Consider the following 15,851-nt stretch of genomic DNA (forward strand, 5'->3'; position numbering starts at 1 on the left):
CTCCCACCGTACGACCGCTGTCAGGACGCGGTGCGCACGACCTCCGGTGCCTCGGCGCGATCGCTCAGCGACAGCTCGGCCGGGAGGTTCTCCCAGCCGCGCAGGATGCGCGTGCCGCGTCGCTCCGCGCCCGGCAGCAACCGCACCGTGCCGAAGCGGTCGTAGAACGCGCGCAGCGCGACCTCGCCCTCCATCCGGGCCAGTGACGAGCCTAGGCAGTAGTGCCGCCCGGCCGAGAACGACACATGATCACGAGCGTTCGGTCGGCGTACGTCGAACCGGTTGGGGTCGTCGAAGACCTCGGGGTCGCGGTTCGCGCCCGCGAGCACCGTGATGACCAACTCGGCCTCCTTCAGGCGCTGCCCCACGATCTCGGTGTCGCGGCTGACCTGCCGTCCGGTGAGCAGCACCGGCGGGTCGAAGCGCAGCACCTCCTCCACGGCATTCGCCCAACGGTCGGGCTCGTCACGCAACAACTGCAACTGATCAGGGTGCTCGTCGAGCAGCCGGATCCCGTTGCCCAGCAAGTTGACCGTGGTCTCGAAGCCGGCCGCGAGCACCAGGCCGGCCGTCGCCTTCAGCTCCCGCTCGGTCAGGTGCGCGCCGTCGTCGCTGGCTCGCACCAACTGGCTGAACAGATCGTCACCGGGGTGCCGCCGGAGTTCGGCGAGGTGCTCGCCGAGCCAGGCGTCGAACTCGTCCAGGGAGTCCTCGACTTCACGGAAGTCGTGCCAGCTGAGACCCATGTCGAGACTGGGTGCAGCCAGGGTGCCCAGCTTGAGGACCAGCGCGCGGTCCTTCTCGGGCACGCCGAGGATCTCCGAGATCACCTCGACCGGCAGCTTCGCGCAGTAGGACTCGACCAGGTCGACGGGACGACCCGCCGGGATCTCGTCGAGCAGGCTCGCGGCGATCTCCTCGGTGCGCACCCGCAGCTTCTCGACGGCGCGCGCAGTGAAGACACGGGTCACCAGCTTGCGATATCTGGTGTGGTCCGGCGGCTCGACCGCGAGCAGCGACGGCGCCTCGACGGGGTTGAGACCCTCGCGCTTGGCCCATCGACCCAGCCGTCCGAGCACGGTGCCGTCCTCGAAGACGAACCCCGCGTGAACATCGTTGCTGCTCAACGTCTCTCGCACAGCCTCGTGATCGACTGTGATGTGTCCGAGCCGCCACTTCGCCATGGTTCCCTCGGCCCGGATCTCTTCGATGAGCGGCAGCAACTCCTGCGTGCTGACGCGCTCGGCCTCGGTTGTCATCCGCCCCTGGAAGTCGCCCTTGCGCGCAGCCACGCGCATCAGGTTGCCGGGCAGTCCGTGACCGAGACCCCAGCGCACGCCGCGCTTGAGTGCGTCTGCTGTTTTCATCGCGCCTCCGCGTTTACGACAGGTGTAGTGATTCATTTCACAGTAGGCGCGAATGCGCGTCAGCGCCACCCATCGGCACAGATCGGGCTACGGCTCAGACATGAGATCCGGAGTGGGCTCAGGTGTGCGCGGCGGACCGTCGCCGCGCGTATTCGCCCAGTGCGCTGTCCAATTCGCGCTCTCCGAAGGCCGGCCACATCTTGTCGCTGAAGACGATCTCGGCGTGCTGGCTCTGCCACGGGAAGAACCCGGAGATGCGGTGTTCGCCACTGGTGCGGATCACCAGGTCGATGTCCTTGATCGGTCCGCCGGGAAGGCGTTCGGAGATGGCGGCGACCAGCGCATCGCCCTCGGCCTGCTGGCCATCGGCGAGCATCCGGCGCACGGCGTCACACACCTCCGACTGCGGGTCGTAGCCGATCGCGAGTGTCAGGTGCGCCGGACGGCCACGTGTCGCCTCGACCGCATCACGCAGGACTGTCGCGCACGACTCCGGCAGCAACGTGACGTCGCCGGCGACGTGCAGCTGCCAGTCGCTCCACTGGCGGACCTTGACCGGCAGGACGGACTCGATGAGCTGGAAGAGATAGCCGATCTCGTCGGCGTCCCGTTTGCGGATGTTGTCCGCCGAGAGCACATAGACGCTCACGTGTCGTATGCCGCGCGCGCTCAACCACTCGAGCACGTCCTCCAGATGATCCGCGCCGGCTCGATGCCCCTCGCTCACCCGGGCCAGGCCTGCCGCGCGTGCCCACCGGCGGTTTCCGTCCATGATCAGTCCGACGTGCCTGGGCATCTCGACGACGGTCGACGCTGAACTCCTCATGCCCTGATTCTCGCAGCGCCGACCCGTCTACGGTTGCAGTCATGCCACGGGACGAACAACCTGACACTTCGGCGAAACGGGCTCGCGCACTCGGACTGGCGCCGGGCGCCGGCACACCAGGCCCCACCAACTCGATCACCGACGTCACGGGCGTCCGCGTCGGACACGTGACCATCCATGAGGGCACCCGGCTGCACACCGGGGTGACCGCCGTCGTGCCGGATGCCGTGGACGTCGCCGGTGGCCGTGTGCCGGCAGGGCTCTTCGTCGGCAACGGATACGGAAAACTCGTCGGCGCAACGCAATTGGCCGAGTTGGGCGAGATCGAGACGCCCATCGTGCTGACCGGCACGCTGTCCGCGTTCCGTGCCGCGGACGCGCTCGTCACCTACGTGCTCGACAAGCCCCGCAACGAAGCCGTCGAGTCGCTCAACCCGGTGGTCGGCGAGACCAACGACGGTCACCTGTCCGACATACGCAGCCGGCCGATCACCGAGGAACACGTGCTGACCGCACTTCGCTCGGCCACATCGGACCCGGTCGAGCAGGGCTGCGTCGGCGCGGGCACCGGGACAGCCGCACTCGGTTTCAAGGGCGGCATCGGCAGTTCGTCACGCGTCGTCGACCTCGGCGACCACGGCACCTGCACCGTCGGCGTGCTGGCGCAGACCAACTTCTCCGGAACGCTCACCGTGCGTGGTGTGCCGATCACGCCGCAGGAGGCGCTCGGTCTCGATGCACCTGGTCTCGATACACCTGGTCTCGATACACCTCCTCCGCTGCGCTCCCCCGGCACTCGACCAGCCAATGATGACGAGCCGCAGGGGAATTCGTGCATGCTGATCGTCGCGGTCGATGCCGGCCTGGACGCCCGGCAATTGACCAGGGTCGCCACCCGGGCGGTCTTCGGTCTGGCGCGCGCCGGCTCCGACTTCGCACAGGGCAGCGGCGACTACGGGATCGCCTTCGACACCGGGCAGCGCCGCGGCATACCGGACCAGCACCTCAATCCGATCTTCTTCGCCGTCCAGGAGGCGGTCGCCGAAGCCGTCCTGGACTCGCTCTTCCTGGCCACGACGACCGAGGGCTTCCACGGGCACACCAAGCACGCCGTGCCGCTGGACTTCGTGCTCGAGAAGTGTTCAGCTGCAGGGGCTCTCGACCGCTGACGGTCTCGACACACCCCCCGCTAGGTTCCTCCGGCACTCGACCCGGGTGGCCGGGTGGTGGCGTCACCTGGCGCGACCAGGCCGCACTCGTAGGCGAAGATCACTGCCTGCACCCTGCTGTCCAGTCCGAGCTTGGCCAGGATGCGGCCGACGTGACCCTTGACCGTCGTGGCTTCGAGGAAGAGCCGGCGCGCGATGACCGCGTTGCTGTGCCCTCCGGCCATCTCGTGCAAGACCTCCAACTCGCGCGGCGTGAGCGTGGCGAGGCGCGGATCGCCTGCACGGGCAGGGGCGCCCGCGACGAAGCGCTCCAGCAGCCTGCGGGTGACCTCGGGGGCGATCAGTGCATCACCGCGGGCGACAGCCCGGACGGCTTCGATGATCCGTCCCGGTGGGGAGTCCTTGACCAGGAAGCCGACCGCGCCGGCACGCAATGCCTCGACGACATACTCGTCGAGGTCGAAGGTGGTGATCACGATGACTTCGGCGGTGTCGTCGCGCAGTCGCCGTGTCGCCTCCAGCCCGTCGATCTTGGGCATCCGGATGTCCATGAGGACGACGTCAGGTTCTCGCCGTCGCGCCAGGCTGACCGCATCGTGCCCGTCGACGGCCTCGCCGATGACCTCGATGTCCGGCTCGCTCTCCAGGATCATCCGCAGGCCCTGCCGGGAGATCGCCTGATCGTCGGCGATCAGCACACGGGTGGACATGAGATGTCCTCCAGCGGCAGCACCGCGCGCACGACCCAGCCGCCGGCCGCAGCAGGGCCGGCGGCGAGCACACCTTCGACCAAACGGAGACGCTCGCGCATCCCTTCGATGCCGGTCCCGGTCCGCGCAACCGAAGTCGAGGGGGCGCCCCGACCGTCGTCCGTCACCTCGAGGGCGAGCTCGTGCGGGCGGTAGTCGACGACGACCTGCACCGCACGGGCGCGCGCGTGCCGAGCGACATTGGTGAGGGACTCCTGGACGACCCGATAGGCGCACAACTCGACCTCTTCGGGCAGCTGTCGCGAGACGCCGCCGACCGTCAGCTCCGCCGCCACTCCGCTCGACCGCAACGGCTGCAGGAGGCCTTCGAGATCGGCGAGGCGCGGCAGCGGAGCAACCTCCGCCTCGTCGGATTGTTCTCGCAGCACGCCGAGCGTCCGCTTGGTCTGCCCGAGTGCCTCCCGGGTCAGGTCGTGGATCTGTAGGAGCATCTGTCTCGCTTCGGGATCGTTGGTCTCCCTGCTCGCGCCGGCGGCGAGCAGCGAGATCCCGCTGAGGTGGTGACCGGTGATGTCGTGCACGTCCCGGGCAATGCGCAATCGCTCCTCCGCGACCGCACGCTGCACGTCCTGATCTCGTAACTGCTCGACCCGGTGCGCGAGTTCCCGTGCTTGCCGGGCTCGGGCGCGTTCGGCGCGGAACTTCTCTCCCACGAGGGCGGGGAACATGCCCACCGCGAATCCCCCGATCGCCGCCAGTGGCCAGTCGCGGTCGGCTCGCGACACCGCGGTAGCAGCCAGGGCGAGTCCGGACAGCACGCCGATGGTGCCGGTGAGCCGCACATCGGCCCGGCTGGCCGTGATGCCCACCAGCGCCAGCGCGAGCAGGGCAGGCCCGGTCATCGGGTAGCCGCCGACGAGCCCGGCTGTCGACCCCACCAGCGCCCACACCGTGGCCACCCTTGGGGCAGGACGCAGCAGGAGCACCGACATACACGCTCCGGCGGTGAGCAACAGCCACGCCGGATCCGGATCCCGTGGGCTGGTCGCCAGCCGTTCATTGCCGACCAGCGTCGCCACGAGACAGAGCGTGGTGACGACCAGTGCGCGGAACACATCGAACCCGGTGATCGGGACAAGCGTCGTGAAGCGCCGGGCGGACATGCGACCAGCGTAAGCAGCGGACGCCATCCGCACCTGCTCCTAAAGGACTGCATCGGTCCCTCCCTGCGGCGCTGGTGGCGTGCTGTCCCCGCGCCGGACGCTGAAGGGGCATTCATCACTTCCCACGAGGGGCACACCCATGGCACGTCTACTGGCCCGGCTCGGCCGCCTCGCATTCCGCAGGCGCCGCGTCGTGCTCGCCGTCTGGATAGCGGTTCTCGGTGTCGTCGGGATCGGCGCCGTCACCCTCGGCGGATCGACCAACGACACGTTCTCGATCCCCGGCACCGAGTCGCAGCGGGCGATCAATCTGCTCGAGCAACGTCTTCCCCAGGCCAACGGCGCCTCGGGCCGGATCGTCTTCGCGGCCCCTGAGGGTCAGTCGTTGTCGCCGTCCCAGAAGGCCACCGTGCAGAAGGTCATCACGCAGGTCGACAAGCTTCCCGGCATCCAGGACGCCAGCAATCCGTATGACGGCGGGCTTGTCTCCAAAGACGGCCGAATCGCCTTGTCCCAGGTGACTTTCCGCGCGACGTCGGATCAGCTGGAGGACTCCTCACGCAAGGCCGTGCAGGAGGTCGCGTCGCGAGCCGGTCCGGCGGGCGTGCAGGTCGAGTTCGGTGGCGACGCAGTGGTCGAGCCGTCGGAGTCCTCGCTCGGCGAGGTGATTGGCATACCCTTCGCGGCGCTCATCCTCTTCCTGACGTTCGGTTCACTGGTCGCCGCGGGCCTGCCGTTGCTGACCGCAGTCCTCAGCGTCGGCACCGGGCTGGGCGGGATCTTCCTGTCCACCGCGTTCCTCGACCTGAGCTCCAGCGTCCCGACGATCGCCCTGATGCTCGGACTCGCTGTCGGGATCGACTACGCCGTCTTCATCCTGTCGAGGCACCGCAGCCAACTGGCCACGGGTATGACGCCCGAGGACTCGGCGGCTCACGCCATCGGAACCGCAGGAAGCGCAGTGGTTTTTGCCGGTGCGACGGTGATCATCGCCATCGGTGCGCTCAGTGTGGTCGGCATACCGTTCATCACCGCTATGGGTCTCGCCGCTGCGTTCACGGTGGCGGTGGCGGTGCTGGTCGCCATCACCCTCGTGCCTGCGCTGATGGGCTTCGCCGGTGCCCGACTGGCCAAGGGCAAGCATCCGGAGGTCGGCGAGCCGGAACGACCGACGCACGGCGCGCGGTGGGTCGGCCTGGTCACCCGTCACCGGGTCGCTGCATTGCTGATCGCCGTCGTGGCGTTGCTCGGCTGCGCTGTCCCAGCCCTCGGTCTGCGTCTCGGGATGCCCGACGACTCGACTGCTGCGACCGGCAGCACGAACCGGCAGGCGTACGATCTGCTGGCCGACGGCTTCGGCCCCGGTTTCAATGGTCCGCTCACGGTCGTGGTCAGCAACGACGGTCAGCCGATCGGGCCTGCCGCCCAGCGGGTGGCGACGCAACTGCGGGGCATGGACGACGTGGCGAATGTCGGCGAACCGGCACTCAGTCCGTCCGGCGACACCGCCATCGTCTCGGTGATCCCGGACAGCGGACCTTCGAGCGAGCAGACCAAGCAACTGGTCGAGGCCGTCCGCGAGCGGGCGCCTACGCTGGAAAAGGAACTCGGCGCCGAGGTGCTCGTCACCGGTCAGACCGCGGTCAACATCGACATCGCGGACAAGCTCGGCGGGGCGCTCATCCCGTTCCTGGCGGTGGTCGTCGGTCTGGCGATGCTCCTGCTGATGGTCGCGTTCCGGTCGATCATCGTGCCGCTCACCGCGATCGGTGGATTCCTGCTGACGATCGGCGCAGCCTTCGGGGGTGTCGTGGCGATCTTCCAGAACGGTTTCGCCGCAGACCTTTTCGGGGTGTCGCAGCCGGCACCGATCATCTCGCTGCTGCCGATCATCATCATCGCGATCCTCTTCGGCCTGGCGATGGACTATCAGGTCTTCCTCGTGTCCCGAATGCGTGAGGAGCACGTGCACGGCGCGCCGCCCACCAAGGCGGTCGTCGACGGATTCCGTTACGGCGCACGGGTCGTCACCGCGGCTGCGTTGATCATGGGCGCGGTGTTCGCCGGGTTCATCCTGGAGCACGACGCAATCATCAAGTCGGTCGGGTTCACGCTCGCCTTCGGGATCCTCGTGGATGCGTTCGTGGTGCGGATGACGCTCATCCCGGCCGTCATGGCCCTGGTCGGGGAGCGGGCGTGGTGGCTACCGCGCTGGTTGGATCGGCTGCTTCCACGTGTCGACATCGAGGGTCAGTCACTGGAGCGGCCGCTGCGTGCCGTCGACGACGAGGAGGTGGCGGTGCCGTCCTGATCAGCGTGGACCGAACGTCAGGCGCAGGTCGTCGCCGCGGTGCCGGTAGCCGATCGCTCGGTAGATCTTGTTGGAGGTCGGGTTGGCCAGCTGCGTGTAGAGCATGCAGCTGTGCCCCCGCTCCTGCTCGCGCCGGCTGGCCGCGGCCACGACGGCACTGGCATATCCGTGGCCACGCTCGGCGCGGGGCGTGTAGACGCCGGAGACCCGCACCACCCCGCCGTATGGCGCACTCGCCCAGCACATCGCGACCGGCCGGCCGTCGACGACCCACAGGCTGACGTTGCCGGCGCGGATCTGCCGGCGGGCGGTGGCTTGCGCGTCCGACGCGTGGTCGCCGGTCTCGGTCAGGAACGCATTGACCCAGGAGGCCACGAGCGGGGTGTGTGAGTCGTCCGCGGTGACGTGCTCGCCGCCGACCGGCCACGGCAACGCCGCAGGCACCGGCAGGTCGTAGACGCCGATCCCCTCCCGGCCGATGATTCGCCGGCCGGTCAGTGGCAGGTAGGCGTCCGCGAAGTCCTGTGCCGCGTTCTTCGGCCCGTTGACTCCGGGCAGGAGATCGCCGGCGGCCACGACGTGCTGCGCCAAGGACGGCATCGCGCCTGGGACGTCCGTCGGGAGGTGCAGTGGGTGCGGTGGCGTGTGCATCGCGACGAGCACGACCGCGCCGTCCGCGTCCTCGACGACATACCAGCGCGGATCGGCGAATCTGCTGGGTTCACTGAGGAGCGAGCCGGCGACTGTCGAAAACACCGAGTACGCAACGGGATCCGCCGCCACCAGCGGCTTGGCGCAGCCGATCGCATCCTGTGGGTCCGTCACGGTCCGCACCTGCCACTGCCCGCTCTGCGCCATACCGCTGATCCTCCCAGGCGGACGGGCCGACGGCCACCGAGTTCCCGCCTGACCGCCGTGAATTCGGCCCCCGTCGAATCGTTGCCACCCCTTCCCGGGACCAGCAAGCTGGTCCCGTTGCAAAGCGCCGGAGGGGGCGACTGAACGAGGCGTACGCCGTCCGCAGGGGGGACGGCGTGCGTCTTCGTTCGAGATGAGCGACCCGCGCCACACGCCGGAGCCGACACTGCGAGACTGGGCAGATCATCGAGGGAAGGGCTCTGAGGACAGTGTCGATCGAAGACGGGCAACGAGCGATCGAGGACGGCGTCCGCACGGACTTCCGGTCCCGGATGGACTACGGCGGCTACCTCGACCTGGACAAGCTGCTGGACGCACAGCATCCGGTCAGCGAGCCGGTACACCCCGACGAGCTGCTCTTCATCATCCAGCACCAGACGACCGAGCTGTGGTTCAAGCTCGTCCTGCACGAGCTGACCTCGGTCCGCACCTACCTGCAGCACGACGAGGTCAGCAGGGCGCGCAAGGCGCTGGCCCGGGTCAAGCACATCTTCCGCACCCTGGCCGAGCAGTGGTCGGTGCTGGCCACCTTGACGCCGAGCGAATACGCAGAGTTCCGAAGCTTTCTCGGCTCGGCCTCGGGCTTCCAGTCGCACCAGTACCGGTCGGTCGAGTTCATCCTCGGCAACAAGAACGCCGGCATGCTGCCGGTCTTCGCGGCCAAGCCGGAGCATCAGGAGTCACTGCGACAGCTGCTCGAGTCACCTACCGTGTATGACGCCTTCCTCCGTTTCCTCGTCGCGCACGGCCACCAGGTCCCGCAACAGATCCTGGACCGCGACCTGACGCAGGCGTGGGTTGAGCAACCCGAGCTGATCCCGGTCTTCGAGCGCATCTATGCCGACCCGGACGCGCATTGGGCCGAATACGCGATGTGCGAGGACCTGGTCGACCTCGAGGACGCCTTCCAGTTCTGGCGGTTCCGGCACCTGCGCACGGTCCAACGCACCATCGGTTACAAGAAGGGCACCGGCGGCAGCTCCGGCGTCGACTTCCTCAAACGCGCACTGGACCTGACCTTCTTCCCCGAGCTCTACTCGGTGCGCACGGAGATCGGCTGACATGACACCCCACGACGTCCTCATCCACTTGCCCGATCACGTTGTCGCAGAGGCGAAGTCGCTGGATGCGGCCGATCCACTGGCGGCATACCGGGAGCAGTTCGTGCTCCCCGACGGCGTGGTGGCCTACCTCGACGGCAACTCCCTCGGCCGGCCCCTGTCGGTCACCCGCGACCGGCTCGGCCGGTTCGTCGAGGACGACTGGGGCGAGCGGCTGATCCGCGCCTGGGACGAGACCTGGATGGACCAGCCGCTGCAACTGGGCGATCGCATCGGCCGGATCGCGCTCGGCGCGGCCGAGGGCCAGACGACCGTCGCCGACTCCACGACCGTGTTGCTCTACAAGCTGGTGCGCGCGGCCGTCGGTGCACGCCCCGGCCGGACCCGGATCGTCGCCGACACCGAGAACTTCCCGACCGATCGCTACATCGTGCAGGGCGTTGCCGCCGAGCTCGACCTGACGATCGACTGGATCGAGCCGGACCCCGCGACCGGCGTGACGGTCGACGAGGTTCGCGAAACGGTCTCGGACGACACGGCATTGGTGCTGCTGAGTCACATCGCCTACAAGTCGGCATTCATCGCGGATCTGCCGGCGATCACCGAAGTGGTGCACGATGCCGGAGCGCTGGTGCTGTGGGACCTGTGCCACTCGGTCGGCCTCACGCCGATCGACCTCGACGCTGCCGGCGTCGACCTGGCCGTCGGCTGCACCTACAAATACCTCAACGGCGGCCCAGGCGCGCCAGCCTTCGGGTATGTCGCAAAGTCCTTGCAGGACAAGCTCGTTCAGCCGATCAATGGCTGGATGGGCCACGCGGAGCCATTCACGATGGGGCCGTCATACACACCGGCGGACGGGATGCGGCGCTTCATCAGCGGCACCCCGCCGATCCTGGGAATGCTGCCGATGCAGGACATGCTCGACCTGGTCGAGCAGGCGGGTGTCGAGACGATCCGGGAGAAGTCGATCCGGTTGACCGAGTTCGTCGTCGACGTCGCGGACGAGGTCTTCGCCCCACTGGGAGTGACCGTCGCTTCCCCGCGCGACCCTGCGGTCCGCGGCGGGCACGTGACGCTCGAGCACGACGCGATGCAGGACGCCATCGCTCAGCTGTGGCAGCGGGGCGTCATACCCGACTTCCGACGGCCGCGCGGCCTGAGGGCCGGAATGTCACCACTGTCAACGAGTTTCGTCGAGGTAGCGACCGCGCTGGCGCACCTGCACGAGATCCTGACCGACTGACGCCCGGCGCGCCGGTCTCAGTGACCGAAGGCCTCCGCCAGCCACCACGATGGCTCGTCCGCGACCACCTTGGCGTCGATCAGCAGTGGCCGGGAGCGCTCGGCCAACCAGTCGGCCACCGGCGCGAGGTCGTCACGATTGCGCACCGTGATCGCGTCATACCCGTATCCCCTTCCGATCGCTGCGAAGTCGGTGTCCGGGAAGGTCACGCTGTCGAGCGATCGTCCGTGGAAGTGGTGCACCTCTGCGCCATACGCCTGATCGTTGAAGATCAGCACCACCATCGGTATGCCGAGCCGCGCCACCGTCTCGAGCTCCGCGGCCGACATCAGCGCTCCGCCGTCGCCGAGCGCGGCGATCGGGAGTCGGTCCGGGCGAGCGAGAGCTGCCCCGATGGTGGTGGCCAGCCCCAGTCCGATCGACTGGAACGCCTGGGTGAAGCAGAAGCCGAACTCGTCCGGCACCCGCAGGAACATGCTCGGATAGCCCATGAAATTGCCGGAATCGACGCCCAGGACCCGCTCGATGGGCAGCAGCTCGTCGAGTGCGAGGCACAGCGTGCGCGGATCAATGCGCTCACCCGTCCCGGCATCGTCATACGGCACGTCGCGCCAGGCATTGTGTGCCGCGATGTCGTCGCCGAGCTGATCCGTGCGGTAGCCGGGGAACGTGTCGCCGCACAGCTCGTCCGACACAGCTTCGGCGGTGCGCCGGACATCACCGACCACACCGAACGCGATGTCGCGGTGAGCACCGAGCGCATCGGCATCGAGGTCGACCTGCACGACCGTGGCTTCGTCGGCGATCAGCCGGCCGTGTCGCATCGTCCACATGTTGAGGGCGCAGCCCCAGCCCACGATGAGGTCGGCCCCCTTGATCAGGTCGGCCGTCAGCGGCGACGCGAATCCGCCGGAGACGTCCAGCGACCACGGGTTGCCGTTGAAGAGACCCTTGGCCACGGCCGAGGTCGCGAGCAGGGCACCGCACTGGTCGGCGAGCGCCTCGAGCGCTTCTCCGCAGCCGGGACCGCGACTGCCTCGTCCCGCGACGAAGATCGGTCGCTCTGCTGTCCGCACAACGTCCGCGAGTCGTCGCACGTCGGTCTCAGCCGTAGCCTGTGAATCCTGAGCTGTCACAACGGATGTGGCGGGCTCTACTTGATCGGGTGCATTCGCTTCCTGCACCTCCAGTGGCAGGTTGAGCAGCACGACCCGCCGGTCCGCGAGCGCGGTCTGCACTGCAAGCCGAGTCGTATGCCGTGCTGTCGCCGAGTCATCCACGCGCATCGCCACGGCGTCGACCGACTCGGCCAGTGCGGTTTGGTCGACATAGAAGTTCGACAGCGGCTGAGTCGCCTCCGCAGCCAGCACGACCATCGGGGTGCGGCTCTTGGCCGCTTCGGTGATGCCGGTCATCGCGTTGGTGAGGCCGCACCCCTGGTGCACCGTCAGCGCCGCGACGCCGCCGGTCATCCGGGCGTAGGCGTCGGCCATCGTGGCGGCACCACCCTCGTGCCGTGCCGCGACATACCTCGCACCGGCTTTGGCCATCGCATCGGTGACGTCGAAGTTGCCCGACCCGACCACGCCGAAGACGTGGTCCACCCCGGACTCGACCAGGGTCCGTCCGATCAGCTCCGCCGTCTTCATGAATTCGTCATACCTTCTCGATGAGCGCGAAGACCCGCGCTGGGCTGCCGGTGCCGCCCACGATCGGCAGCGGAGCGACCACGATCACCGCCCCGGTCGGCGGCAGCAGCGCGAGGTTCTGCAGCGAGGTCAGGCCGTATTTGTCGTTGCCGAGCAAGTGGTAGTGCGCAGCGAACGGCGGGTCCAACTCGGCGCCGCGTCCGGCATCGATGCCGACGGTCTCGACGCCGAAGCCGGAGATCGGACGCTGGGTGGCGAGCCACTCCGCTGCCTCCGCGGTCACACCCGGGGTGTGCGAGCCGGTCTCGTCAGCGTTGAGGCAGGCCTCCTTGTCGTCGGCGAACCTGTCCCACCCGGTGCGCAGCAGCAGCCATCCGTTGTCCGGAAGCGTGCCGTGCTCGTCCTCCCAGGCTTCGATGTGCGAGACGTCCAGCAGGAAGTCGGGGTCCTCGGCGACCTCATCACAGACGTCGATCACGACCGCCGGCCCGACCAGCCGAGCGGGCGGGATCGTCGAGACGTCGTGGCCGTCCTTGCCGCTGATCCAGTGCACCGGTGCATCGAGGTGAGTGCCGATGTGCTCGCCGGTGTGGATGTTGTGGTGCTTCCAGAAAGGGCCCGGCTCGTTGTAGGCGCTCACCTCCTCCAGGCTGAAGTCGATGAGGTTGGCGAACGGTTCCGGCAGGCGGAGCGTCGGCGTGTCAGCGGAGAGCCTGTTGGTGAGGTCGACGACCTGAACGGATCCGTTGGCGAGTGCTGAGGCGAACCCGGCGAGGACTGACATGATCTGCTGCCTTTCGAGGGGCGGGTTGGTCACGCGACCGGGGTGTTCTGCGTGGGACTTCCCGCAGGGGTGAAGACGCCGAGCTCGATGAGGATCTCGTCTCCCGAATTCTGCACGAGATGCGGTGTGCCCGCAGGCAAGTAGTAACAGGAGCCAGGACCGACCTCGGTCTCCTGACCATCGATCTCGACGAGTCCGTGCCCACGCACGATGCACAGCATCTCCGAGTAGGGGTGGAAGTGCCGCGGTGTGCGCACGGTCGGGACATATCCCACGAACTGCGTCATACCGGTGCATCCGGTGTCGGGGTGGAACAGAAGTTGGAACTCGCGTTCACTGACCGCTGGGTGTCTCGACTGGTCCGCCAGGTCGAGGCACACCGGGCCCGGCGTTGCAGTCTCCGCACCGGCCCGCCCGGAGACCACAACAATCTCGCAGCGATCTGCACCCCGGCTGCGCAGGACGTAGGCCGTGCCGCCCGGGACTCGCGCGGCACCGTCCTGGCCGAGTGCGTATGTCGCATCGTCGATCTGCAACTCGGCGGCACCGGCCAGCACGTAGAGCACCTCGTCGCGACCGTCGGCGACGTCACGGGAGGCCCCGGCGGACCCGGTCTCAAGCACAACCACTCTCAATTCGAGGCCCGAGCCGTCCAGGTCAGAGTGCGGGACGTACTCCTCTCGGCCGGCTGCCGCCACCGACCGAGCCTCGCGGAAGTGAAGCGGGGCGCTCATCACCGGAGCTCCAGATTCGCCGTGAGTCGGACGTCGGCGTTGAACAGTCGCGAGACGGGGCATCCCTCGTGAGCCTTCTGTGCGACGCCCTGGAAATCCGACTCCGTGATGCCAGCGACCTGGGCCGTGACCGCGAGATCTACTGTGGGAATTGAGAATCCGCCGTCGCCACCCACCAGATATACCGTCGCAGTGGAGGTGATCAGGTCCGCAGGCGTGCCGACTGAGTCAAGCTCGCCAGCCAGGGACATCGAGTAGCAGCCGGCAAGTGCCGAGCCGAGCAGTTCCTCGGGATTGGTCGACGGGTCGGCGCCGATCCGGGTCTTGAGGCTGAACGGAAGGACGACCTCCGAGCGCCCGACGTTGATGCGCCCGGAGCCCGACTCGATCCCACCGTTCCAGGTGGCCGACGAAGTGCGCTTGATGGTGGTCATTCTTCCTCCAGTTCGAAGGCCTTGAGGGCCACGGGTGGTGAATCGGTCTCAGCGCCATCCGGCTTGTAGTCGGCCAGCGTGCTCGCCATCAGGTGGTCGCAGTGTCCGGTGCGCTTCATGACGATGTAGATCACGATGAGGATGACGAAGAAGGGCAGGCCGAACTTCCATGCCGGGTCCAGTCCTTCGACCCAGGCTGTGGAGACCAGCACCGACGCCAGGAACACCGCAACGATCCCGGAGGTGACGGGCGCGCTCCAAAGCCGGACCGGTGAGTCCGGCAAGCCCTGCTGGCGACGCTTGAAACGGAATGCGGTGTGGGTGGCGAGGATGAGGATCCAGACCACGAGGGCGGCGAAGACGGACACGCCGAAGAGCATCAGGTAGGCATTCGAATCCGAGTTCTTGGAAAAGATCGCCGCGAGCACCAGGCCGAGACCGGAGAGCACCAGCGCGTTGCGTGGTACGCCTGAGCCGCTGAGCCGTCCGACCCAGCTCGGCGCCAACCGGTGGGCCGACAACGAGTGCAGCATGCGGGTGGTCAGGTAGAGATTGGTGTTGGCACTGGACAGGGCCGCGGTCAGCACGACGAAGTTCATGACGGTGGCCGCAGCGGGGATGCCTGCCGAGGAGAAGACCTTCACGAAGGGGCTGGCCTCGATCGCGCCACCCTGTGCCGTGACGGTCCACGGCACGATGATCACGACGATCAGGATCGCCGCGACGTAGAAGAGCGCGAGTCGCAGGATCATCGCGCGGGCGGCCCGAGGTATGTCGCGCACCGGGTCCTCGGACTCGGCTGCGGTGACCGACACGACCTCGGTGCCGATGTAACTGAAGAGCACGAAAACCATCGCGAGCATCAGCCCACGCAGGCCGTGCGGCATGAAACCGCCTTCGGAGGTCAGTAGATGGGTGCCGGTAGCCGGATGGTCCGGGAGCCCGAAGACGATCATGACGACTCCGAGCAGCACGAAGATCAGGATGGCGGTGACCTTGATCATGGCGAACCAGTACTCGAACTCGCCGAAGAAGCTCACCGCCGCGGCGTTGACGACCAACACGAAGGCCGCGAAGACGGTGACGGGGATCCACAACGTGATCTGCGGCCACCAGTACTGCACGTAGACCCCGGCCGCGATGACCTCCCCGCCGATGGCGATGACCTGCATCGCCCAGTAGGTCCACCGCAGCACGAACCCGGTGCCCGCGCCGAGATAGTGGTGGGCGATGGTCCCGAAAGCACCCGCGGTCGGGTGCACGACCACCATCTCGGCGAGCGCCCAGGCGATGACCAGGGCGACGAGTCCGCAGAGAATGTAGGCGAGCACGACCGCTGGGCCTGCCTGGGAGATGGCCAGACTCGACCCGAGGAACAGTCCCGTGCCGATGGCGCCGCCAATGCCGATCATGGTCAGTTGGCGCGATGTCAGGCGACGCTGCAGCCCATCGGTGGATGCGGTCGAGGTGGTCATCTGA

Annotated in this window: 14 protein-coding genes; 4 read left to right on the forward strand and 10 right to left on the reverse strand. The window is 67.8% G+C overall.

Annotated elements, in window-relative coordinates; all coding sequences use genetic code 11:
* Positions 1-20: 20 nt before the first annotated feature.
* On the reverse strand, positions 21-1,367 hold the full coding sequence (locus tag IEX71_RS11050) for a cytochrome P450 (RefSeq protein WP_188837056.1): 1,347 nt from the start codon (positions 1,365-1,367) through the stop codon (positions 21-23).
* A 118-nt stretch (positions 1,368-1,485) separates the two neighbouring features.
* Entirely contained in the window at positions 1,486-2,193 is a 708-nt protein-coding gene (uppS, locus tag IEX71_RS11055) for a polyprenyl diphosphate synthase (RefSeq protein WP_188837057.1), read from the reverse strand.
* A 41-nt stretch (positions 2,194-2,234) separates the two neighbouring features.
* Here uppS and IEX71_RS11060 point away from each other — a divergent pair, with 41 nt between their 5' ends.
* A complete protein-coding gene (locus IEX71_RS11060) occupies positions 2,235-3,362 on the forward strand; it encodes a P1 family peptidase (protein ID WP_188837058.1) in 1,128 nt (375 codons plus the stop codon).
* Between the two features lie 20 nt (positions 3,363-3,382).
* On the opposite strand, the gene IEX71_RS11065 is transcribed toward IEX71_RS11060, so the two are convergent.
* Both IEX71_RS11065 and IEX71_RS11070 read right to left on the reverse strand, forming a co-directional pair.
* Positions 3,383-4,072: a response regulator gene (locus IEX71_RS11065; RefSeq protein ID WP_188837059.1), complete on the reverse strand. Its 690-nt coding sequence runs from the start codon at positions 4,070-4,072 to the stop codon at positions 3,383-3,385.
* Positions 4,054-5,235 (reverse strand): sensor histidine kinase, encoded by a 1,182-nt coding sequence (locus IEX71_RS11070; RefSeq protein ID WP_188837060.1) that lies wholly within the window; start codon positions 5,233-5,235, stop codon positions 4,054-4,056. The genes IEX71_RS11065 and IEX71_RS11070 overlap by 19 nt, the downstream gene beginning before the upstream one ends.
* A gap of 139 nt (positions 5,236-5,374) precedes the next feature.
* Between IEX71_RS11070 and IEX71_RS11075 the strand changes: the two genes are divergently transcribed.
* A complete protein-coding gene (locus IEX71_RS11075) occupies positions 5,375-7,546 on the forward strand; it encodes an MMPL family transporter (RefSeq protein WP_188837061.1) in 2,172 nt (723 codons plus the stop codon).
* Here the strand turns inward: IEX71_RS11075 and IEX71_RS11080 are convergent, their stop codons facing one another.
* Entirely contained in the window at positions 7,547-8,404 is an 858-nt protein-coding gene (locus IEX71_RS11080) for a GNAT family N-acetyltransferase (RefSeq protein ID WP_188837062.1), read from the reverse strand.
* 269 nt (positions 8,405-8,673) lie between these two features.
* Between IEX71_RS11080 and IEX71_RS11085 the strand changes: the two genes are divergently transcribed.
* Positions 8,674-9,525 (forward strand): tryptophan 2,3-dioxygenase, encoded by an 852-nt coding sequence (locus IEX71_RS11085; protein ID WP_188837063.1) that lies wholly within the window; start codon positions 8,674-8,676, stop codon positions 9,523-9,525.
* Position 9,526: 1 nt separating this feature from the next.
* Positions 9,527-10,771 (forward strand): kynureninase, encoded by a 1,245-nt coding sequence (gene kynU / locus IEX71_RS11090; protein ID WP_188837064.1) that lies wholly within the window; start codon positions 9,527-9,529, stop codon positions 10,769-10,771.
* Positions 10,772-10,788: 17 nt separating this feature from the next.
* Here the strand turns inward: kynU and IEX71_RS11095 are convergent, their stop codons facing one another.
* From IEX71_RS11095 to IEX71_RS11115, 5 genes are read right to left on the reverse strand one after another with little or no spacing between them, the layout of a single operon-like run.
* Positions 10,789-12,420 (reverse strand): thiamine pyrophosphate-binding protein, encoded by a 1,632-nt coding sequence (locus tag IEX71_RS11095; RefSeq protein WP_188837065.1) that lies wholly within the window; start codon positions 12,418-12,420, stop codon positions 10,789-10,791.
* Between the two features lie 7 nt (positions 12,421-12,427).
* On the reverse strand, positions 12,428-13,204 hold the full coding sequence (locus IEX71_RS11100; protein WP_188837066.1) for a cyclase family protein: 777 nt from the start codon (positions 13,202-13,204) through the stop codon (positions 12,428-12,430).
* A 29-nt stretch (positions 13,205-13,233) separates the two neighbouring features.
* Positions 13,234-13,938 carry a cupin domain-containing protein gene (locus tag IEX71_RS11105; RefSeq protein ID WP_188837067.1) on the reverse strand — a complete coding sequence of 235 codons (705 nt, stop codon included), beginning with the start codon at positions 13,936-13,938 and terminating at the stop codon, positions 13,234-13,236.
* On the reverse strand, positions 13,938-14,372 hold the full coding sequence (locus IEX71_RS11110) for an OsmC family peroxiredoxin (protein ID WP_188837068.1): 435 nt from the start codon (positions 14,370-14,372) through the stop codon (positions 13,938-13,940). Before IEX71_RS11110 ends, IEX71_RS11105 begins: the two co-directional genes overlap by 1 nt.
* Positions 14,369-15,847: an amino acid permease gene (locus tag IEX71_RS11115; protein WP_188837069.1), complete on the reverse strand. Its 1,479-nt coding sequence runs from the start codon at positions 15,845-15,847 to the stop codon at positions 14,369-14,371. Before IEX71_RS11115 ends, IEX71_RS11110 begins: the two co-directional genes overlap by 4 nt.
* Positions 15,848-15,851: the final 4 nt, after the last annotated feature.

The sequence above is a fragment of the Flexivirga endophytica genome (assembly GCF_014640635.1).
Lineage (GTDB): Bacteria > Actinomycetota > Actinomycetes > Actinomycetales > Dermatophilaceae > Flexivirga > Flexivirga endophytica.